Origin of the sequence: Fredinandcohnia quinoae, assembly GCF_022427965.1 — a bacterium.
GTDB lineage: Bacteria > Bacillota > Bacilli > Bacillales > Bacillaceae_L > Ferdinandcohnia > Ferdinandcohnia quinoae.
Genome location: NZ_JAKTTI010000032.1, coordinates 1 through 19844, shown reverse-complemented (window position 1 = coordinate 19844; position 19844 = coordinate 1). Strand labels below are relative to the sequence as shown.

The 19844-nt window shown below is 37.4% G+C and carries 20 protein-coding genes; 14 read left to right on the top strand and 6 right to left on the bottom strand.

Features of this window, described 5'->3' with window-relative positions; all coding sequences use genetic code 11:
- The first annotated feature begins 222 nt into the window (after positions 1-222).
- A complete protein-coding gene (locus MJG50_RS16985; protein WP_240256948.1) occupies positions 223-696 on the top strand; it encodes a CarD family transcriptional regulator in 474 nt (157 codons plus the stop codon).
- A 967-nt stretch (positions 697-1663) separates the two neighbouring features.
- Here MJG50_RS16985 and brfA read toward each other — a convergent pair.
- Positions 1664-1864 (bottom strand): ribosome rescue factor BrfA, encoded by a 201-nt coding sequence (gene brfA / locus MJG50_RS16980; RefSeq protein WP_240256947.1) that lies wholly within the window; start codon positions 1862-1864, stop codon positions 1664-1666.
- A 156-nt stretch (positions 1865-2020) separates the two neighbouring features.
- Here brfA and MJG50_RS16975 point away from each other — a divergent pair, with 156 nt between their 5' ends.
- From MJG50_RS16975 to MJG50_RS16945, 8 genes are all read left to right on the top strand, one after another.
- Positions 2021-2263: a hypothetical protein gene (locus tag MJG50_RS16975; RefSeq protein WP_240256946.1), complete on the top strand. Its 243-nt coding sequence runs from the start codon at positions 2021-2023 to the stop codon at positions 2261-2263.
- Between the two features lie 178 nt (positions 2264-2441).
- A complete protein-coding gene (locus tag MJG50_RS16970; RefSeq protein ID WP_240256945.1) occupies positions 2442-3152 on the top strand; it encodes a response regulator transcription factor in 711 nt (236 codons plus the stop codon).
- Positions 3149-4531 carry a sensor histidine kinase gene (locus tag MJG50_RS16965; protein ID WP_240256944.1) on the top strand — a complete coding sequence of 461 codons (1383 nt, stop codon included), beginning with the start codon at positions 3149-3151 and terminating at the stop codon, positions 4529-4531. The genes MJG50_RS16970 and MJG50_RS16965 overlap by 4 nt, the downstream gene beginning before the upstream one ends.
- A 30-nt stretch (positions 4532-4561) precedes the next feature.
- The gene (locus MJG50_RS16960) at positions 4562-5107 is read left to right on the top strand and encodes a PepSY domain-containing protein (RefSeq protein ID WP_240256942.1); all 546 of its coding nucleotides are present in this window, start codon (positions 4562-4564) and stop codon (positions 5105-5107) included.
- A gap of 100 nt (positions 5108-5207) precedes the next feature.
- Positions 5208-5747 carry a PepSY domain-containing protein gene (locus MJG50_RS16955; protein WP_240256941.1) on the top strand — a complete coding sequence of 180 codons (540 nt, stop codon included), beginning with the start codon at positions 5208-5210 and terminating at the stop codon, positions 5745-5747.
- Between the two features lie 113 nt (positions 5748-5860).
- Positions 5861-5998: an RAxF-45 family protein gene (locus tag MJG50_RS22345; protein WP_345893248.1), complete on the top strand. Its 138-nt coding sequence runs from the start codon at positions 5861-5863 to the stop codon at positions 5996-5998.
- Positions 5999-6163: 165 nt separating this feature from the next.
- A complete protein-coding gene (gene abc-f / locus MJG50_RS16950; protein ID WP_240256940.1) occupies positions 6164-8020 on the top strand; it encodes a ribosomal protection-like ABC-F family protein in 1857 nt (618 codons plus the stop codon).
- A gap of 15 nt (positions 8021-8035) precedes the next feature.
- Complete coding sequence (locus MJG50_RS16945; RefSeq protein ID WP_240256939.1) at positions 8036-8794, top strand: GNAT family N-acetyltransferase; 759 nt, start codon at positions 8036-8038, stop codon at positions 8792-8794.
- A gap of 35 nt (positions 8795-8829) precedes the next feature.
- On the opposite strand, the gene MJG50_RS16940 is transcribed toward MJG50_RS16945, so the two are convergent.
- Positions 8830-9705, bottom strand: coding sequence for a LysR family transcriptional regulator (locus tag MJG50_RS16940; RefSeq protein WP_240256938.1), 876 nt, complete (start codon positions 9703-9705; stop codon positions 8830-8832).
- Positions 9706-10348: 643 nt separating this feature from the next.
- Here MJG50_RS16940 and MJG50_RS16935 point away from each other — a divergent pair.
- Positions 10349-11392 carry a YeiH family protein gene (locus tag MJG50_RS16935; RefSeq protein WP_240256937.1) on the top strand — a complete coding sequence of 348 codons (1044 nt, stop codon included), beginning with the start codon at positions 10349-10351 and terminating at the stop codon, positions 11390-11392.
- A gap of 184 nt (positions 11393-11576) precedes the next feature.
- Here MJG50_RS16935 and MJG50_RS16930 read toward each other — a convergent pair whose 3' ends face one another.
- The 4 genes from MJG50_RS16930 to MJG50_RS16915 form a co-directional block, all read right to left on the bottom strand.
- A complete protein-coding gene (locus MJG50_RS16930) occupies positions 11577-11891 on the bottom strand; it encodes a hypothetical protein (protein WP_240256936.1) in 315 nt (104 codons plus the stop codon).
- A 93-nt stretch (positions 11892-11984) separates the two neighbouring features.
- Positions 11985-12437 (bottom strand): AraC family transcriptional regulator, encoded by a 453-nt coding sequence (locus MJG50_RS16925; RefSeq protein ID WP_240256935.1) that lies wholly within the window; start codon positions 12435-12437, stop codon positions 11985-11987.
- A 158-nt stretch (positions 12438-12595) separates the two neighbouring features.
- Positions 12596-13057: a carboxymuconolactone decarboxylase family protein gene (locus tag MJG50_RS16920; RefSeq protein WP_240256934.1), complete on the bottom strand. Its 462-nt coding sequence runs from the start codon at positions 13055-13057 to the stop codon at positions 12596-12598.
- Between the two features lie 417 nt (positions 13058-13474).
- Positions 13475-15154 (bottom strand): L-lactate permease, encoded by a 1680-nt coding sequence (locus MJG50_RS16915; RefSeq protein ID WP_240256933.1) that lies wholly within the window; start codon positions 15152-15154, stop codon positions 13475-13477.
- 233 nt (positions 15155-15387) lie between these two features.
- On the opposite strand from MJG50_RS16915, the gene MJG50_RS16910 reads away from it, so the two are divergent.
- The 4 genes from MJG50_RS16910 to MJG50_RS16895 all read left to right on the top strand — a co-directional run bounded on the left by MJG50_RS16910 (position 15388) and on the right by MJG50_RS16895 (position 19758).
- Positions 15388-16113: a FadR/GntR family transcriptional regulator gene (locus MJG50_RS16910; RefSeq protein ID WP_275695647.1), complete on the top strand. Its 726-nt coding sequence runs from the start codon at positions 15388-15390 to the stop codon at positions 16111-16113.
- Between the two features lie 163 nt (positions 16114-16276).
- Positions 16277-16993, top strand: a complete 717-nt coding sequence (locus MJG50_RS16905) for a (Fe-S)-binding protein (protein WP_240256932.1) — start codon at positions 16277-16279, stop codon at positions 16991-16993.
- 621 nt (positions 16994-17614) lie between these two features.
- A complete protein-coding gene (locus tag MJG50_RS16900) occupies positions 17615-19042 on the top strand; it encodes a LutB/LldF family L-lactate oxidation iron-sulfur protein (RefSeq protein ID WP_240256931.1) in 1428 nt (475 codons plus the stop codon).
- Complete coding sequence (locus MJG50_RS16895) at positions 19042-19758, top strand: LutC/YkgG family protein (protein ID WP_275695646.1); 717 nt, start codon at positions 19042-19044, stop codon at positions 19756-19758. Before MJG50_RS16900 ends, MJG50_RS16895 begins: the two co-directional genes overlap by 1 nt.
- The last annotated feature ends 86 nt before the right edge of the window (positions 19759-19844 follow it).

Below are 19844 nucleotides of genomic sequence, written 5' to 3'. Positions count from 1 at the left end.
TTAAAAATTCATTAATATAGGAGGAATTCCTGAAGAAAATTTACAGGTATGTGTCAAAAATGAGAACGCTAACAGAATGATGTATCATTTTATAAAAAACTTATCGTTATTTTGTAGAAATGTATTGACGTAAATAAATAAAACGTGTTATATTATTATATTTGCTAATTTTATTGATGTGTGTTATCATTAAACATGTAAGTAAATGTGGAGGTGGATGTTTTGTTTCAAGTTGGTGATAAGGTTTTTTATCCAATGTATGGGGCGGGCATTATTGACGCCATCAAAGAAATGGAAATCCAAGGGGAAACACAGAATTATTATGTGATTACCATTCCTCTTAGCAAAATGAATGTAATGATTCCGATGAATAAAATTAAAAAATCACGGATTCGCTCAGTTGTAGATCAACATACGATAAAAGAAATATTGTTTAACTTTCACAATGTAGAGCCAGATTGTTCTCTTCCCTGGAAGGAAAGGCTACAAAAAAATACGGAAAAAATGAAGACAGGCCTTATGCAAGACACTGCAGAGGTTGTTCGTGATTTGACGTATTTTAAAAAGGACAAAGTGCTCAACCATAGTGAAAGGCAATTGCTTGATAACGCCCGCAATATCTTACTAAGTGAATTAATTCTTGCGAATGATATGACAGAACTCCAAGCAGAGAATTTAATTGATATGACAAGTTAAATATAGATACTATGCAAACTGCAGCTGAATTTCGTGCTTGCAGTTTTTTGTTTTTTACGTGCCTCATCAAGCGATAAGATTTGAGGATGGTAACGTAAGCTGTCTTCGCGAGCAAGCAATGTGAGGAAAAAATTGAATCGGTAACGCAAGCCATCCTCGCGTGCCCGCATCGCGAAGAAAAGAATCGAATCGGTAACGCAAGCCGTTCTCGCGGGCCTCATCGCGAAGAAAAGAATCGAATCGGTAACGCAAGCCATTCTCGCGTGCCCGCATCGCGAAGAAAAGAATCGAATCGGTAACGCAAGCTGTCCTAGCGTGCCCGCAGTACAATGAAAAGGTTCGAATCGGTAACGCGAGCCGTTCTCGCGTGCCCGCAACGCGTAGAAAAAGATAGAAGTGGTAACGCAAGCTATTCTTGCGTGCCCGCAACGCGAAGAAAAGAATCGAATCGGTAACGCAAGCCGTTCTCGCGTGCCCGCAACGCGAAGAAAAGTCTCGAATCGGTAACTCGGTAACGCGAGCCATTCTCGCGTGCCCGCAACGCGAAGAAAAGTCTCGAATCGGTAACGCAAGCAGTCCTAGCGTGCCCGTAGCATGAAGAAAAAAATTGAATCGGTAACGCGAGCCGTCCTAGCGTGCCCGCAGTACAAAGAAAAGGTTCGAATCGGTAACGCGAGCCGTTCTCGCGTGCCCGCAACGCGTAGAAAAGTCTCGAATCGGTAACGCAAGCCATCCTCGCGTGCCCGCAATGTGAAGAAAAGAATCGAATCGGTAACGCAAGCCGTTCTCGTGTGCCCGCATCGCGAAGAAAAGTCTCGAATCGGTAACGTAAGTCACTCTCGCGTGCACCCGTCGCGAAGAATAACCCTGAATCGGTAACGCAAACCTTCCATATGAGTAATTCATCACGAACATAATTAAATGATAAAAATATAAACAGATCTCATCGCTCCACCATAAAGAAAAATTAACAAAAACAAAAAGAACCATCATTTCCATAGTTGGATGAGTGGTTCTTGTGTTTTGTTCGGTATAGATAATCCTTCTTTGTTTTCGTTGTTCTTGTATGCATATCTGAAAGTGCATATGGACTCCTGCCATTTAACGGATTCCGTTTTCCTTCACGTACTTGCTTTTCTCTCACTTTTCTAGCATTTGATTTTGCCATCATTTCCACCTCTTCAATTTTTTGATTACTTCTATATTATATACGATTTGTAAAAATATTTTCACATAAAAATTGCCTAAGTAGGCTAATCCCTATACTGATAATCCACATCTTGAATAAGATATAAGCGATTATCATAAAGGAGGTGGCAGGCGAATGTCTAATCGAAAAAGGGAACAAGTAATTCGAGTTGATAACTTAGTCATTCATGCAAAAAATGTTGAAATTATAAATGAGGGAAGAGATCATGATTATCCAAGAAGAGATCATGATTATCCAAGACGAGACCCTTGGGGATTCTTTTGGGGAAGACAACAGCCAAGTAATCTAGGTGAGCAAGAAGAAATCATGGATGTAGAGGTAGAGGATGAGAACATCGAGGATCATCACCACAACTAAAGAGTAAGAGATTAAAATAACGATTAGTGAATGGAAATAGTTCTATACTAGTCGTTATTTTGTTGTAAAACAAATAAATTGAGTATAATGGTAAATATATGTAGGACATCTGAAAGTCTAAGAATCTAACAAAAAAAGTAGATTGGATATAAAATTTCCACCGTAAAAGAGGGATAAAATGGAGACGCGCAAACCTACAATATTAATTATCGAGGATGAAGAAAAAATTGCTAGATTATTGGAGCTAGAATTAGCCTATGAGGGGTATGGAACCGGGAAAGCACTAGATGGGATAGACGGTTTAAGAATGTTTCGTGAACAACAGTGGGACTTAGTATTACTGGACGTGATGTTACCTGGGTTAAGCGGGATTGAAATCTTGCGAAGAATTCGTTCGAGTGATGCTGATACTCCGGTCATCTTATTAACGGCTAAGGATTCTGTTGAGGACAAGGTATCAGGGCTTGATCTTGGGGCAAATGATTATATGACGAAGCCCTTTCAAATCGAGGAATTATTAGCACGTATCCGAGCAGCTTTAAGAAATCATCATCAGAATTCCAAAAGTAATACGAACGGTGACACAGATTGGCTGACAGTTGCAGATTTAAAATTAAGTGAAGTATCTCGAGAAGTTTTCAGGAGAGAAGATTTGATTGAACTAACTCCCAGGGAATTTGATTTACTTGCCTATTTGATGAAGCATTCAAAACAAGTTCTGAATCGAGAGCAGCTTTTAAATGGGGTGTGGGGTTATGATTATTATGGAGATACAAATATTGTGGATGTGTACATACGTTATTTACGCAATAAGATTGATAAGCCATATGAAAATGCACTGCTTCATACCGTCCGTGGTGTCGGATATGTGCTGAAGGAAACAAGATGAGGCTACGAACGAAAATAAATTTATCAACAGCAGTTATGTTTATTCTCCTATTGATTCTCATTAATAGTGCTTCCTATTTTACCTTTAGTCGGATGATGCTTAGTAGTGAACTAGATAGAACTTCAGACGAAGCGTTGAAAACCTTAAAAGGAATTACACAAACTGAGTCAACGGTTCCAGCAAAAAACTTATTGATTGCGTATGCACCAGTCAATGGAATGCTTAAAATTGTTCGCCCTGATAGTAGCGTTGATCAGGCAGTATCGGCTCCCGAGCTGAGTGATTTGAAGGACTTTCCAACCATGTATCATAAAAAGGAAAAGCTGGAGATTGTTGATTATCAAGGTATCCCCCATGCATTTGTTTCGATTCCGATGATATGGGAAGGTGGGGAAGTTGTAGAACTACAGGTAATCGAAAAACTTGCTTCAGTTGAAAAAAACTTAAAAACATTACAAATTGTTTTGATTATCGTTACACTTTTGGCTACTATCCCTGTACTAATCTCAACGCGTTTTCTTAGTAATTTTATCACTCAACCGATTACTTCGATGATTAAGACAATGCGGAAAATACGAGAAAATGGTCAATATCAACAGATCGAACTTCCAAAGAAATCAAAGGATGAACTCTATCAAATGGGTGAAACTTTTAATGAGATGATGGATTTACTCGGTAAAAATTTTGAAAAACAGGAGCAATTTGTTTCAAATGCTTCACATGAATTAAAGACACCGTTAACAGTGATTGAATCATATGCAAATCTTTTAAAACGAAGAGGACTTGATAATCCAGAATTATTTCATGAATCAGTTGAAGCAATCCATTCAGAAGCTATTCGCATGAGTGAATTAACACAACAACTTTTATTATTAGCTAAGCATGATGAACGATGGAAAATTGAGAAGAAGCAAATCAATCTCACAAAGCTTATTGAGGAAGCAGTCCGTTCTTTCAAAGAAGCTTACAAACGTGAAATTGAAATTAAAGGAGATCAAAATATTATAGTAAAAGCAGATCCTCAAAAGGTAAAACAGCTCTTCTATATTCTTATGCAAAATGCACATAAATACAGTGAGGATCCGATAACGGTAAGGATAAGGTCCCAGCAAAGAACAGCTTTTATAGAAGTGATTGACAAAGGAATTGGAATTCCGAAGGATGATCTAGCAAAAGTATTTGATCGGTTCTATCGAGTCGATGTGGCTAGAACTAGGAAGACAGGTGGTTTTGGACTTGGCCTTTCACTTGCGAAGGAAATTGCAGATGCAATGGGAGCAGGATTAAAGTTAGAAAGCACAGAAGGACAAGGGACAACTGCACAAATTACACTTGATGTCGTATCATTCTCAGTAAATTCTCATAATCGTCTTGTATAGTAGAAACAAATGGATAATGGGGTGAAACGAATGAAACAACCCAAATTAATAATGGTAGTTGTCAGTGTTTTGCTTGTCGCATTTATTATTTGGCAAGCTACTAAAATAAACACCTCTGCGAAACCTTTAACTGGAGCGGAAGCAGGAAAGCTCGTTCAAGATATGTATAGTGGTGATATCGTTGAGATTAAACAATTCAGTGATGTGTATAACATCCAAATTAAACTAGAAACAGGTCTCTACCAAGTAGAGATTAATCGAAATTCAGGAGATATTAGTGCTTTAACAAGGATTGCAACTGGTGAAACAGCAAAAGAACCAATACAAAACGAAGAACCTAATGATGAAGATGATTCGGAACAGTCTCCACAAGAAGCTTCAAATGGCATAACAGAGAATGAAGCGAAGGTCATTGCCCTTCAACAAGTAAAAGGTGATGTTGATGATGTTGACATTGAACAATTGGGTGGTATTACGTTCTATCTAGTTGAAATAGAGCGAGAAGATGGTGAGGATGCGACAGTGCAAATTAATGCAATAACAGGAGAAGTTCATACAATAAGATGGGATGATTAAAAAATTCATCCCTTTCTCATCAAATTCTCATATTCCTTTACGACTTTACTCATCTTCGGTGGCTATGATGTAAGTATAGTAAACAAAGGAGGAAAACCAGATGAAACAAAAATTATTAATTTTAGGTATTGCTGGTGTTGTATTATTAGGTGGGGCAATGGGTGCTGAAGCATTTTATGATAAAAAGAAAGATTTAGCTACAATTAAAGAAGCCAATCTTATTTCAATGGAAAAGGCAGAAAAGATAGCAATTGAAAAAGTTGGCGGAACTGTAAAAAGTATTGAACTTGATCGAGATAATGGAGCCTACAAATATGAAATTGAAGTGAATCACAAAGATTCTTACGATGATATCGATTTGGATATTGATGCAAAATCAGGTGAAATAATCATGGATGACGATGATGATCTAAACGATTTTGATGATGATAATTTAAATGTCATTTCCAAATCCGAAAAAATAATATCTAAAGAAGAAGCAGTAGCAATCGCGACAAAGGACACTCCGGGCAAAATTACAGAAGTAGACTTGGATGATGATGGCTATTATGAAATTGAAATGCGACACGAAGGATACGAAATCGATTATAAAATTGATGTGTTCACTGGGGAGATACTGAAAAAAGAAGTTGATAGGTAGTAACAAGACTATGCACACAGTGTTTCAATCGAAACATCGTGTGCATTTTTAACCTTTTTTTTCTAAAAACTTGAAATAAATTATTAGAAAGATTAGAATATAATAGAATATTGATGAAGCGGAGGTGGGGAAGGATGTTAAAGCAAGCTGTTTTATTGCGCGGATATTGGATCGAATTCCTATATTTTTGCCGTGCAAAATTTGCGGTTTCAGTTGTTAACGGGATACGTGTGCCCTTTTTTAACAACTGAACAGCAATTTAAAACAGTGAAAACATCTCAAACCCACAATAAGAAGGTTTAAGGAGGGCTTTTCATGCTCTCCCTTTTTTTATACCTTATAACTATTTATTTTGCCATGGGGAGTGTTGTCTTCTCCGTGGCTTTTTTCTGCATTTTTTTAAGGAGGAATGAACCATGATCATTTGCAGTGCGAATAAAGTAACAAAATCATATGGTGGTAATACCATTTTTGAAGATATTTCATTTGAAATGAATGAAGGGGCTCGTATCGGACTAGTGGGTCGGAATGGTAGTGGAAAGTCAACTTTGTTTAAGCTTATTGCTGCTGTGGAAACACCAGACACTGGGGAAATCCATTGGAAAAAGGGAACAAAAATTGGCTATTTAACGCAAATTCCAGATTATCATAGCCAATTAACAACAAAAGCTGTATTAAAAACAGCCTTCAAAGAGCTTTTACAAATAGAAGAAAAAATGAAGATACTGGAACTCGAGATGAGCAAGGAAACGACCGGGGAACATCTTGAAAAATTAATAAAAGATTACGGGGATATTCAAGATCAATTTTCCCTCCAGGGTGGTTATGAAATAGAGTCCAATATAGAGAAAGTGGTCAATGGTCTTTCACTTAATAACTTATTAGAAAAAACTTTTTCAACTTTAAGTGGTGGAGAAAAAACTAAGGTTGGTTTAGGGCTTAGCCTTTTGAAAAATCCAGATTTATTACTACTAGATGAACCAACGAACCATCTTGATTTAATGGCGGTTGAGTGGCTTGGGACTTTTTTAAAAGATTATCGTGGCTCAGTTATTGTTGTATCCCATGATCGCTATTTTTTAGATGAGGTAGTGAATAGGATTTTTGATTTAGAAGATGGAGAAATCAAGTGTTATCAGACTAGCTTTTCAGGGTATGTCAAAGAGAAGGAAGAGCAAATCTTAAGGGAGTTTCAAGCCTACGAGGAGCAACAAAAGAAAATAAAGAAAATGAAGGAAGCAATTAAAAGGCTTAAGGAATGGGCAAATCGTGCGAATCCACCTAACGAGGGCCTTCATAAACGTGCGCGAAATATGGAACGAGCGCTAGAACGAATGAAGAAATTAGATCGACCAGTCATAAATCGGAAGAAAATGAATTTCGAAGTAGAATCTTTGGATCGTAGTGGAAAAGATGTGATTGTTCTTAATAATGTGTTTAAGCAATTTGGAGAACGAGTACTTTTTAATCATGTCAATATGCATATAACTTATCAGCAAAGAGTAGCAATTATCGGTGAAAATGGAAGCGGTAAATCAACGATATTGAAAATGATTTTAAACCAAATTCAAGCTGATGAAGGTGAAATACGGGTTGGAAGTAACGTGAAGATTGGGTATTTATCACAGCAAATTTTCTCTGAAAGTCATGATGAAACAATTATCGAAGTCTTTCGCAATGAGGTTAGTGTTACAGAAGGAGAAGCACGACAAATTTTAGCAAGGTTCTTATTCTACGGATATTCTGTCTTTCGTAAAGTTTCACAGCTTAGTGGTGGTGAAAGAATGAGGCTTCGCTTGGCACAACTAATGTATCAGGATATAAATTTACTTATTTTGGATGAGCCAACGAATCATCTTGATATCGAATCAAGAGAAGTGTTGGAGGAAGCACTTGACGAATATAACGGTACAATTCTAGCTGTTTCACATGACCGTTACTTTCTTAATAAGCTTTTTGATCGAATTTATTGGATTGATTCAAAAGAGGTTCATTGTTTTGAAGGGAACTATACTTGGGCCAAGGAGAAGATGGCTAAGAAAATGACAGATAGAAAGGAACGAAAAATAGTAGAACCAGCAAGAATCAAAATAAAAGAAAAGACAAATGATGAGGTGAACTTGGAGAAGGAATTAGAAATAGTAGAGGCTAAGATTTCAGAGCTGGATCAACTGCTATTAGGTATTCAAGACTTGGAGCGAATTCAACAACTATATACAAAAAAGGAAGAATTGGAGAAGCAGTGGGAAGAGATTTATGAAAGATTAGGTTAAAAGGGAGAGTACAAAATGAGGGGAATTACATTTAAAGATATTAAAAAGGTTGGAAATATTGTACTAGAAAATAATCTATTTACACATGTTCATTATCCTGAAATGCTCATTATGTATGATAGTAACTTTATCGAGTTTAAAAAGATGCCCGGAATATCTGAATTAAAGGATACTGAAAAGTATTTAAGGGACTTTCATCTAAAACGAGGTCAAAATCATCTGAAGTTTTACTTTCCTGAAAATGAAAAACTATCTGAAGAAGTAAGAATTTATCTAACAGAAACGGGTTATGAAAGTGGATTTTTGGAATTATATGCAATAAGGCCAAATTGTTTTCCAAAGGTTAACAACAATCAAGATATTGAAATTAAAGCTGTTAATAACCAAAACGTAGAGAACTTTTTACAACTCCAGTATAATCAGGATTTACAATATGGATCGGAATTTGCACGACAAAAAATAGACTTTAGTAAACGTGAATTTGATGATCCAGCTATTGTTCAAATTCTCGCATTTTATCAGGAAGTGTCAGCGGGATATGCGATTGTTAACGTTTCGACTGAAACTGTAGAAATTGATGGATTAAATGTTGATGCATCTTATAGGAACAAGGGGATCGGCAGTAGGTTGCAACAATTTGTGATGGAATCATTTCCAGATAAAATTGTAATATTGGTTGCTGATGGGGAAGATACCCCTAGGGAAATGTATAAAAAGCAAAATTATCAATATCAGGGATTCCAATATGAAGCACTTAAGGTATTTGAAGATTAAGGTAAGATAGAGAGCTGATTTTGTGACTCAGCTCTTTATTTTTCTTTTACCATATTTAAGAACACTTCTAACGCCTTCGTTTGAAAAGGCGAATGCAATACAATTGAAAAATCCCGTGTAATGGTGCTATTTTTTATAGATATTTTACAGAGGGCACCATTTTCAATATCCTTTCGAACAGCCCAATCCGAAAGTAGTGCTATTCCAAGACCAGCCTCAACAGATTCTTTAATAAGTTGAGTACTACCGAATTCAAGTAAATCCTTTGGAGCAATTTTTCCTAGCTTAAACAATTTCTCAGCCGCTTCTCGCGTACCTGAACCATTTTCTCTAACAATCCACGTTTCCTCTGCTATATCTGAAATCGAAAGTTCATCTTTAAGTTGTGCTAATCGATGCTTAGGTGATGCAACAACATACAAGTGATCCTTCGCAAAAGGTTCAATCGATAACTGTTTATTATTAAAATCACCCTCAACGATTCCGATATCTAATTGATGTGCAAGCATCAACTCAGCTATATCCTTAGTATTACCAATCGTAATTGATGGAGTGATCAAAGGGTATTCCTTCTTCATATTTACAATAATGTGTGGCAAAACATATTCACCGAACGTATAACTTGCTCCTATAGTTAATGGTCCACTCGTTTTATTCGTAAGGTCATCCACAAGATAATGCATCTTTGAATATAATCCTATAATTTCCTTCGCATGGTGATAGACGATTTCTCCTGCTTTATTAAGACGAACGTATTTATTTGTTCGGTCCAATAACTTGGTACCCATCGTGCGTTCAAATGCCTGAATGTATTGGCTAACAGCGGGCTGAGTCATATGCAGTTCCTCTGCAGCACGCGAAAAATTACCCTTTTCAACAACTGTAATAAATACTTGTAAATGCTGGTCCATTAAAATCACCCTCTACATGAGAATTTCAAATCGCTTTGGTAATTCGCCTTGTGATCTACTAATAAATAGGAAATGGTGATGAGGGAAAGCGTTATGCACCTCATAGGATACTAATAATTGGAAAATGATGATGTGCAAACGTTGGATGCCCCTCACGTAATCCTAGTAACTGGAAAGTGGTGATGCGCAAACGCCGGATGCCCCTCATATAATCCTAATAACTGGAAAACGGTGATGCGCAAAGGCATGATGTCCCTCACGTAATCCTAATAATAGGAAAATAGTGATGTGCAAAGGCATAATGCCCCTCACGTAATCCTAATAATTGGAAAATGGTGATGCGTAAAGGCATGATGTCCCTCACTTAATCCTAATAATTGGAAAACATTGATGTGCAAACGCCGGATGCCCCACTCGTAATCCTAGTAACTGGAAAATGGTGATGTACAAACGCAGAAAGCCCCACACGTAATCCTAATAACTGGAAAAAAGTGATGAGCAAATTCTCCAATCATCTGCAATCCTATTAATATTCAAATCCTATTATATACTTTTACTTATCATTATTATCAATAATAATTATTTTTCTTATAGTAAAATGTATATTAAGATAATGATATAGATAAAGTGTGGAGGCGATATTATGACAGCAGAAAGTACAAGAGTACTAGAACCGATTCAGCCAGATCCAAAAACCTCGCCACTTGTAAAATGGATAGGTGGAGTTGCTTTTACGTTTATCATTGCTTTACTTGGATATCTTTTAGCTAAAACACCTGGGTTTGATCATGTTGGACAATTAGCATCAGCAATTATCATTGCTATTTTATATCGTCAATTTTTTGGTTACCCTGAGCTTCTACGCTCTGGGATTGTATTTTCTTCAAAAAAACTATTACGTTATGCAATTGTTTTGTATGGACTGAAGCTGAACATTAACACTGTAGTACAAGATGGACTTGGACTGTTAATCCGGGATGTGGGAGTAATCATCTTTGCCATATTATTAACAGTGTGGCTTGCAAAGCTATTAAAAGCTGATAAAAACATTTCGCTCCTTCTTGGAGTAGGGACAGGTGTATGTGGTGCAGCGGCAATTGCCGCAGTAGCGCCAATCGTCAAATCGAAGGATGAGGATACAGCAATAGGTGTCGGAATTATTGCTTTAATAGGAACAATATTTGCTATCATTTATACAATTTTACGCCCGATTTTACCCTTAACAGATGTGGAGTATGGAAGCTGGGTTGGGATAAGCTTGCATGAAATTGCCCATGTAGCACTCGCTGCAGCGCCAGGGGGAGAGGATGCACTTGCCATTGGTTTACTTGCAAAACTAGGCAGAGTCTTTTTACTTGTACCACTTTGTTTTATATTGATGTATATTATGAAAAGGAAGAATACAAGCTCGACCGACTCAGATGCTAAAATTGAATTTCCATGGTTTTTAATTGGCTTCATCATTATGAGTATAATCGGAAGTTACGTATTAGGAGATACAATTCCCGTTTCTACTGGATTTATGAATGGGGTTGCTAATGTTACAACATGGCTATTAACCGCTGCAATGGTAGGGCTTGGTCTAAATGTGAGTTTGAAAGATCTACGTACTAAAGCACTCAAACCACTAATTGCAATGGGAATTACATCTATTTTTCTATCAGTTATTACGTATTTTATCATATAAAGTGAAACTTCAATCAGTCCCACTGATTGATAGTTGCGGCCCACACGACGTGGATCACACAGACGTTGCCAAAGGATGTGGCGCAGTTAGTCTGTGTTCAATTTCGGGGTTTTACTGCTAGTTAATGCAGGATAAAACAAAAATAGGGTATAAAATCGTGTGGATTTTATACCCTAATTACGTTCTATTGCATTCCGCCATTTGTAACTAAGTTTATCAGTTTCTCTATTTTAGAGAATTTACCCTTCTTTTTAACATCCTCAGTTAAAGGAACAATTTCATAATTAAGTGTAACATGTATAGGAGAGACATATTCACTCATACCATTAGCATTAAAAACCATTCCTGATGAAACAGTAAAGGAACTATCCGTCGTCTCGATAATCTCGTCTGAAGAATAGGTGTATGAATTCCCATTCCCTTTTGTAACCTCTTTAATCCCTACCAAATCTCCAACTCTTAAATTTTTAAGCCAATCCTCACGAATCACATCAACCATTCTATATCCCTCCAACCAATTTTGTTAATTTAATTATACATTTATTCATAATTTTAAGATAAACATTCTGCTTTTTGAAGCATTACTTTTCCACTATATCTGTTTCACAGGTACACATATTTCGCAATAATCATTGTTAATCATTTCACCAGTGTATCTTTCTATAATTGGTTTGTTGTCAATTTGGTATTCGCTGTTTTGGATTGCTGGAAAAATTTCAGTCCAAGCTTTTTGGACATCTTCTGCTGTATGCTTGATCTTGAAAACCACATATTTTCCACCGGAAAGTTCATCCTCGGAAACTGAATCATCAATATGATAATCGTTTGAAATCACAATACAAGCATCATATCTACAGTTTCCTGGAAGTGTTGTTTCGGGGTTATCCTGTGGAATGCCAAAAAATATTGCTGTTTTAGTAAGATTTTTTTCCTTAGCCCATTTCTTTACTTTTTCCATCGCCAGTACATTGGCTGGACCATATGGACCAACTTGTCGGACATATGCAATACGATAGTTTGGAATCATTTCGACTTTCATATTCATCGATTTCTACTCCCTTTCTCCCTACATATTTACTACATTTCGAATGTAACATGTTATAAAAATATAATCAGTTGAATTTTAAAAAAATGGTAATTTTCTTTAAAAATGAAAAAAGAGCAAATCCATGAAGGAATTGCTCTATTATTTATCGGTATATTTTATTTTTTTACAGTTGGTTTGTAGCTTCCTGGAATATTGTTCATAGAGATTGATAGTCGATTCCAGCTATTGATCGTATTAATTAAGATGATAAGGTCTACATACTGTTTTTCATTAAAGTGCTCACGTACTCGTTGATATAAATCGTCAGGAACTCCGTTCACTGAAATTGAAGTTACGGTTTCAGTTAATTCTAAAGCAACTCGCTCTTCGTCATTATAAAATGGGGCTTCTCTCCAAGCATTTAGTAAATAGATTCGTTGTTCTGTTTCACCGATGGCTCGAGCATCTTTCGTGTGCATGTCTAAGCAATACGCACAACCATTGATTTGTGAAGCACGAATCTTGATCAGCTCGATCAATTTTTTATCAAACCCCGTTGTTTTCGAATACTCTTCAAATTTCAACATGAGCTGAAATGCTTCAGGTGCAACCTTCATATAGTTAATACGTTGTTCCATCAATAACCCCTCCATTTTTTTTCTTCTAAAATTATTATACTCCTTTTGGTATGTCCTTAATAAGGAATTCTACTATTATAATTAAGTAAAATTCACTCTAAAAACAAGGGATCACTTTATAGAAAATGTACCCTTCACACAAGTAAAGGGCACTTACTTTTAACATTATTCAGAAGAAGTCTCCCACTTCTATATGTGGTGAGATGAATGCAAATCAGTTTGCAATTCAGCGGGGTTCAAACCCCGACTGAAATTAAGGAACTCAGACTAAGAACGCCACATCCTGTGGCAACGTCTGAGTGACCCACGTCGTGTGGGCCTAAAGCCTCCGGCGGATGCCTCAGATTTTTAAAGGAAGCTTTTCGAGCAAGCTCGAAAAAATCTGGGCACAAATACGCCAAGGCGCATTTGATCTTATTAAGGAATCATCCATGAAAATACATTATGTTGCAAGAATGTAAGTAAGCAGATTAAGAGTAATAGAAAAATACTATGTTTCACCGTAAAGCGGATTAGTTCAGATTCTTTTCCAGCTAGGCCTACCGCGGCAGCTGCAACAGCAATTGATTGTGGTGAAATCATTTTACCAGTAACCCCACCAGAGGAGTTAGCGGCTAGCGCTAATACTGGATCCATTCCAATTCCTGAAGCTGTAACTTGTTGTAGTTTTGCAAATAACAGGTTTGCAGATGTATCTGAACCTGTGATGAATACCCCGATCCAACCTAATACTGGTGCAAAGAATGGGAAAAGATCTCCTGTCTTAGCTAGAACCATACCAAGAGTTGTACTCATTCCTGATACATTGGTGATATAAGCATATCCAACAACAGCACAAATAGTTAACAATGGATATTTAATTTCAGCGATAGTCTCGCCAAGTACTGAAACCCAATCACGCCAAGATATTTTTAGAATGTATTTTGTAACAATTGCAGATAAGAGAATTGCTGTACCGGCAGCACCTAATAGTTCTAACTTGTAGAAAGCTGCGATTGCTTCACCAGTTGAGCCATCAATGACTTTGTTGTGTAAAAACGGAACCTCAGGCATAAAGGTGAAAGCCTGTCCTAGATAATTTATTCCTTTTAAAAGAATATTTGCACCTTCATAATGGCCTGTCAAAGCAGTTTTTAATGTTGGTACTCCCCATAATGAAATAAACCCAGTTAAGATTAAAAATGGAGACCATGCTTTAAAGATTTGACCACCAGAATACGAAACTTCTGTTGCTTTCGCACGGTTAACGACATTTTCATCTTCTCCTTTAAAGCGGTAGATTGTTTTAGGCTTCCAAAACTTCAAGAAGATTGCTAACGCAAATAATGAAACTAAGGCAGATAAAACATCTGGCAATTCAGGGCCAATAAAGTTTGAACTTAAGTATTGTGTTAGGGCAAATGAAACACCTGAAACTAAAATAGCAGGCATAACCTCCCAAGCTTTCTTAAATCCTGCCATTACAACAACAAGGTAAAACGGTATAAAAACTGAGATGAATGGTAATTGGCGTCCAACCATTTTAGATATTTCCATCGCTGGAATACCAGTAGGACCTTCCATTGCCGTAATCGGAATACCAATGGCTCCGAATGCTACTGGTGCAGTATTAGCAAGTAAACAAATTCCTGCTGCATATAAGGGATTGAATCCTAAACCAACTAATAATGCAGCTGAAATTGCGACAGGTGCTCCAAATCCAGCAGCACCTTCTAGAAATGCTCCAAATGAGAAAGCAATTAGTAATGCTTGTAAGCGTCGGTCCTCTGTAATGGATAGAACAGAGCTTCGAATAATATTAAATTGACCTGTTTTAACTGTTAATTTATAAAGAAAAACAGACGTAATAATAATCCAGCCAATTGGAACGATTCCGTACACAGCACCTTGAGATGCTGACATTATAGCTGTTCCAATAGGGACCTTGAATGCGATTACAGCAATGACTAAGGCAATCAATAAGGTTGTCAAACCGGCTACATGGCCTTTCATTTTTTTAATTGCGAGTGCCCAGAAAAAATAAAGAATTGGGATAATGGCTACAATTGCGGTTAAGGCAAGATTATCACCGACCGCGGTAAAATTTTGTGTAAACATTTAACATTCCTCTCCCCTTTGACGTAATCGTTTACATTTTCTATGTTAATATGAGGATTGGGTCATCTGATGACCTAATGTTCAAATTATATTTTGTTTATCTAAAAAATTCAATACATTTTTCATCTTTTATAATAAGGGGCTGTAAAAATAACAAAAGACCTAGAATGCGAATTTTGTTATAAAGTCGTGCTATAATTACTGTATATAATGGGTCAATGAGGTGGATTTAATTGGAATACAAACATATAAAACCCAAGAAAATTTATGAGGAAGTTGCTGAAGCCTTACATGAAATGATTCGCTCTGGGAAGCTGAAGCCTGGAGATAAGCTAAGTTCTGTTGAACAGCTTGCAGAAAATTTTCAGGTAGGAAGGTCAGCAATAAGAGAAGCTCTCTCTGCTCTAAGGGCTATTGGTTTAGTTGAGATGAAACAAGGAGAAGGAACTTTCATAAAGGGCTTTGAAGCTAGTCAACTTACATTTCCCTTATCAACAGCATTCCTCATGAATAAAGAGGATGTTCGTAATCTATTAGAGGTCAGAAAAATAATCGAAACTGGTACTGCTGCTAGTGCTGCGAGGAATCGCCAGGATCCTGATATAAAAGCTATGGGAGAGGTACTAGAGCAGATGAAACAGGTGAATGGTGATGAGGAGCTAGGAGAGGAAGCGGATTTTAACTTCCATCTGGCATTATCGAAAGCAGCACATAATCCTTTATTATCTGCGTTGTTAGATCATGTTTCAGGGATGATGATCGAAACAATGAAAGAAACAAGACGGTTATGGCTGTTCTCCAAACAAACAACAACAGAAAAACTGTATGAGCAGCATTTGAATATTTTTAATGCGATAGTTGATCAGAATGAGGAAGAAGCAAGACAAGCTATGCTTTTCCATTTAGAAAGTGTAGAAAAAATGTTAAGTCATTATTTTGAAGAAACTGGCGGAAAATAACTCACAAAGGGTTGGTACATCATATTGTCCCAACCCTTTTACATGTAATCACTTTCAAGGATTACTCATTTTTTTAATTAAGTCATCAGATGACCGGTTGACTAAAATAAAAAATGGGAATAAAGTATAAGAAAAAGTAATTTAATTTCGGGGAGCGAGAAAAATGAAAGTAACCCTTTTTGCTACTTGTTTAGTAGATATGTTTCAAGGAAATGTAGGGAAAGCAACTGTAGAAGTTCTTGAAAGACTTGGATGTGAAATTGATTTTCCAGAGTCACAAATCTGCTGTGGTCAACCTGCCTATAACAGCGGGTATGTTGAGGAAACAAAAGAAGCAATGAAAAAAATGATAAAAGCTTTCGAACATGCAGAATATGTTGTTTCACCATCTGGCTCATGTGCATATATGTTTAAAGAATATCCGCATATTTTTAAAGGAGACCCAGTTTGGGAACCACAAGCACAAGCATTGGCTGATAAAACTTACGAACTAACACAATTCATTGTCGATGTTCTTAAAGTAGAAGATGTAGGTGCAAAGCTAGAAGGAAAAGCAACTTACCACACTTCTTGTCATATGACTCGATTATTAGGGGTAAAAGAAGCACCGATGAAATTATTAAGTCATGTAAAAGGCTTAGAATTTACAGAGCTTCCCGGTAAAGAACGCTGCTGCGGGTTCGGAGGTACTTTCTCAGTTAAAATGAGCCATATTTCTGAGCAAATGGTTGATGAGAAGGTAGCTTGTGTGGAAGATACAGGAGCTGACATCTTAATAGGTGCAGATGCCGGTTGCTTAATGAATATCGGTGGTCGAATTGACCGAAAAGGTAAACCAATTAATGTGATGCATATTGCTGAAGTACTTAACTGCCGATAAGAAATCCAAGAAACAAGGATCTAACGCCGAATTATGCGAGTTAATGCCGAAATATGCGAGCTAACGCCGAATTCTGTGAGCTAACGCCGAATTCTGTGAGCTAACGCCGAAATATGCGAGCTAATGCTGAATTATGCAAGCTAACGCCGAATTATGCGAGCTAACGCTGAATTCTGTGAGCTAACGCCGAATTCTGTGAGCTAACGCCGAATTCTGTGAGCTAACGCCGAATAATGCGAGCTAACGCCGAATTCTGAGAACTAACGCCGAATTAAGCGAGCGAACGCCGAATTTTGAGAGCTAACGCCGAATTATGCGAGATAACGCTGAATTATGCGAGCTAACGCCGAATTCTAAGCGCGAACGCCGAATAATGCGAGCTAACGCTGAATTATGTGAGCTAACGCCGAATAATGCGAGCTAACGCCAAATTCTGCGAGCTAACGCTGAATTCTGCGAGCTAACGCTGAATTCTGTGAGCTAACGCCGAATTATGTGAGCTAACGCCGAATTATGCGAGGTACCGCCGAATTCCGTGTACTAACGCCGAAATACAGAATTATCATCAAGAACCAATAATTAAGTAGCCAGATCATACCGGATAGAAATGAGGGATACCAAATGGCAATGAAAACAAGCGATGTTAAATTTAAAGAGCGTGTCGATAAAGAACTAGACAACACCTTCATGCGCGGTGCTGTATCAAGTGCCCAGGAGCGATTCCAATCACGTCGCCTTAACGCAGCAGAAGAACTAGGAAATTGGGAAGACTGGCGTTCACATGGTGAAGAAATTAGGCAGCATGTCATTGAAAATATGGATTATTATTTATATGAATTAAGTGAGAACGTTGCCAAACGAGGAGGGCATGTATTCTTTGCCCAAACACCAGAGGAAGCAAATGAGTATATTCAAAAGGTTATCAAAGAAAAAGAAGCAAAAAAAGTAGTAAAGTCTAAATCAATGGTAACAGAAGAAATCAACCTAAATGCATGTCTAGAAAACCTAGGCTGTGAGGTAATTGAGACAGATTTAGGAGAGTACATCTTACAAGTGGATGACCATGAGCCACCTTCTCATATCGTAGTGCCTGCCCTTCATAAAAATAAAGAGCAAATACGTGATGTATTTAAAAATAAACAAGGATATACCGGCACCGAAAAGCCTGAGGAGATGGCCTTATATGTTCGTGAAAAACTCCGCCAAGAATATTTGACAGCAGATGTAGGTATTACAGGCTGTAACTTTGCTGTTGCTGAAACAGGTTCCGTTACGCTAGTAACTAACGAAGGTAACGCTGACCTAGTATCAGCATTACCAAAAACACAAATCACTGTGATGGGAATGGAAAGACTTGTACCAACTTTTGAAGAGATGGAGATTCTTGTAAGCCTTTTAACGAGAAGTGCGGTCGGTCAAAAGCTAACGAGTTATATTACAACCTTAACAGGTCCAAAAGATGAAGGAGATGTAGACGGTCCAGAGGAATTCCATCTCGTTATCCTTGATAATGGAAGATCAGGAATACTGGGTGGAGAATTCCAATCCATTTTACAATGCATCCGTTGTGCTGCATGTGTGAATGTATGTCCCGTTTATCGTCATGTTGGTGGTCATTCATATGGCTCAATTTATTCTGGCCCAGTCGGTGCAGTACTGTCCCCATTATTAGGCGGATATGATGACTATAAAGAATTACCATATGCATCCACATTATGTGGTGCATGTACAGAAGCATGCCCTGTGAAAATCCCTTTGCATGAGCTTCTTCATAAGCATCGTCAAGTCATTGTTGAAAAAGAGGGTCGTGCACCTATTTCGGAAAAACTATTAATGAAGGCTTTCGGTATTGGTGCATCAAATTCAACCCTTTATAAGATTGGCTCAAAAATTGCACCAACAGCAATGTCTCCTTTCACAAATGGTGAAAAAATTAAAAAAGGGCCAGGCCCATTAAAACCATGGACAGATGTTCGTGACTTCCCTGCTCCAAATAAAGAAAGATTCCGTGATTGGTTTAAAAACCGTGAAAAAGGAGGCGAACAATAATGAATGGTACGATTCAAAATAGAGAGTCCTTTTTAACAAATATTGCGAAGCAGTTGGGACGGGAAAGAAAAACTTCTGTAGAAAAACCAATATGGAAGTTCAACCCACAAGATGAGGTATTAAAAGGTGCATCACAGGATGATCTAGTAGAGGTTCTTAAAGAACAGTGCAAATCTATTAATACAGATATCGTCATAACAAATACGGAAAAATTACCTGACTCGTTAAAGGAAGTAGTCAAAAACTATGGCGGTGGCCCAATCATTACGTGGAAAGATAATCGCTTTGATGAATACGGCTTATCACATCTTATGAATCAAGAATGGCCAGAGGCTGGAATTGACCTTCATGTATGGGATCATACAAAACAGGAAGAAAACATAGAGAAGGCAAACTTTGCAAACGTTGGAATCACGATAAGTGAAATAACATTAGCCGAATCGGGAACTGCTGTCCTTTTCAGCAGCAAGGATAGAGGAAGAACCGTAAGCTTCCTACCAGCAACATCGGTTATTATTATGCCTAAAAGTACAATTGTGCCTCGAATGACACAAGCAGCACAATTTATTCGTGAAAAAGTAAAGAGCGGTGAACAAGTAGCATCATGTATTAACTTTATCACTGGTCCAAGTAACTCAGCTGACATCGAGATGATTCCGATTATTGGGGTGCATGGACCTATAAAAGCAACATATATTGTCGTAGAAAATCTTTAATTATAGATAAGAAAGAGGATGAGCCTTACAATAAAGTGTACCCTTTGTAAAGGACATTTTGAAAAAAGGCTTAGGCAACCTGAAGA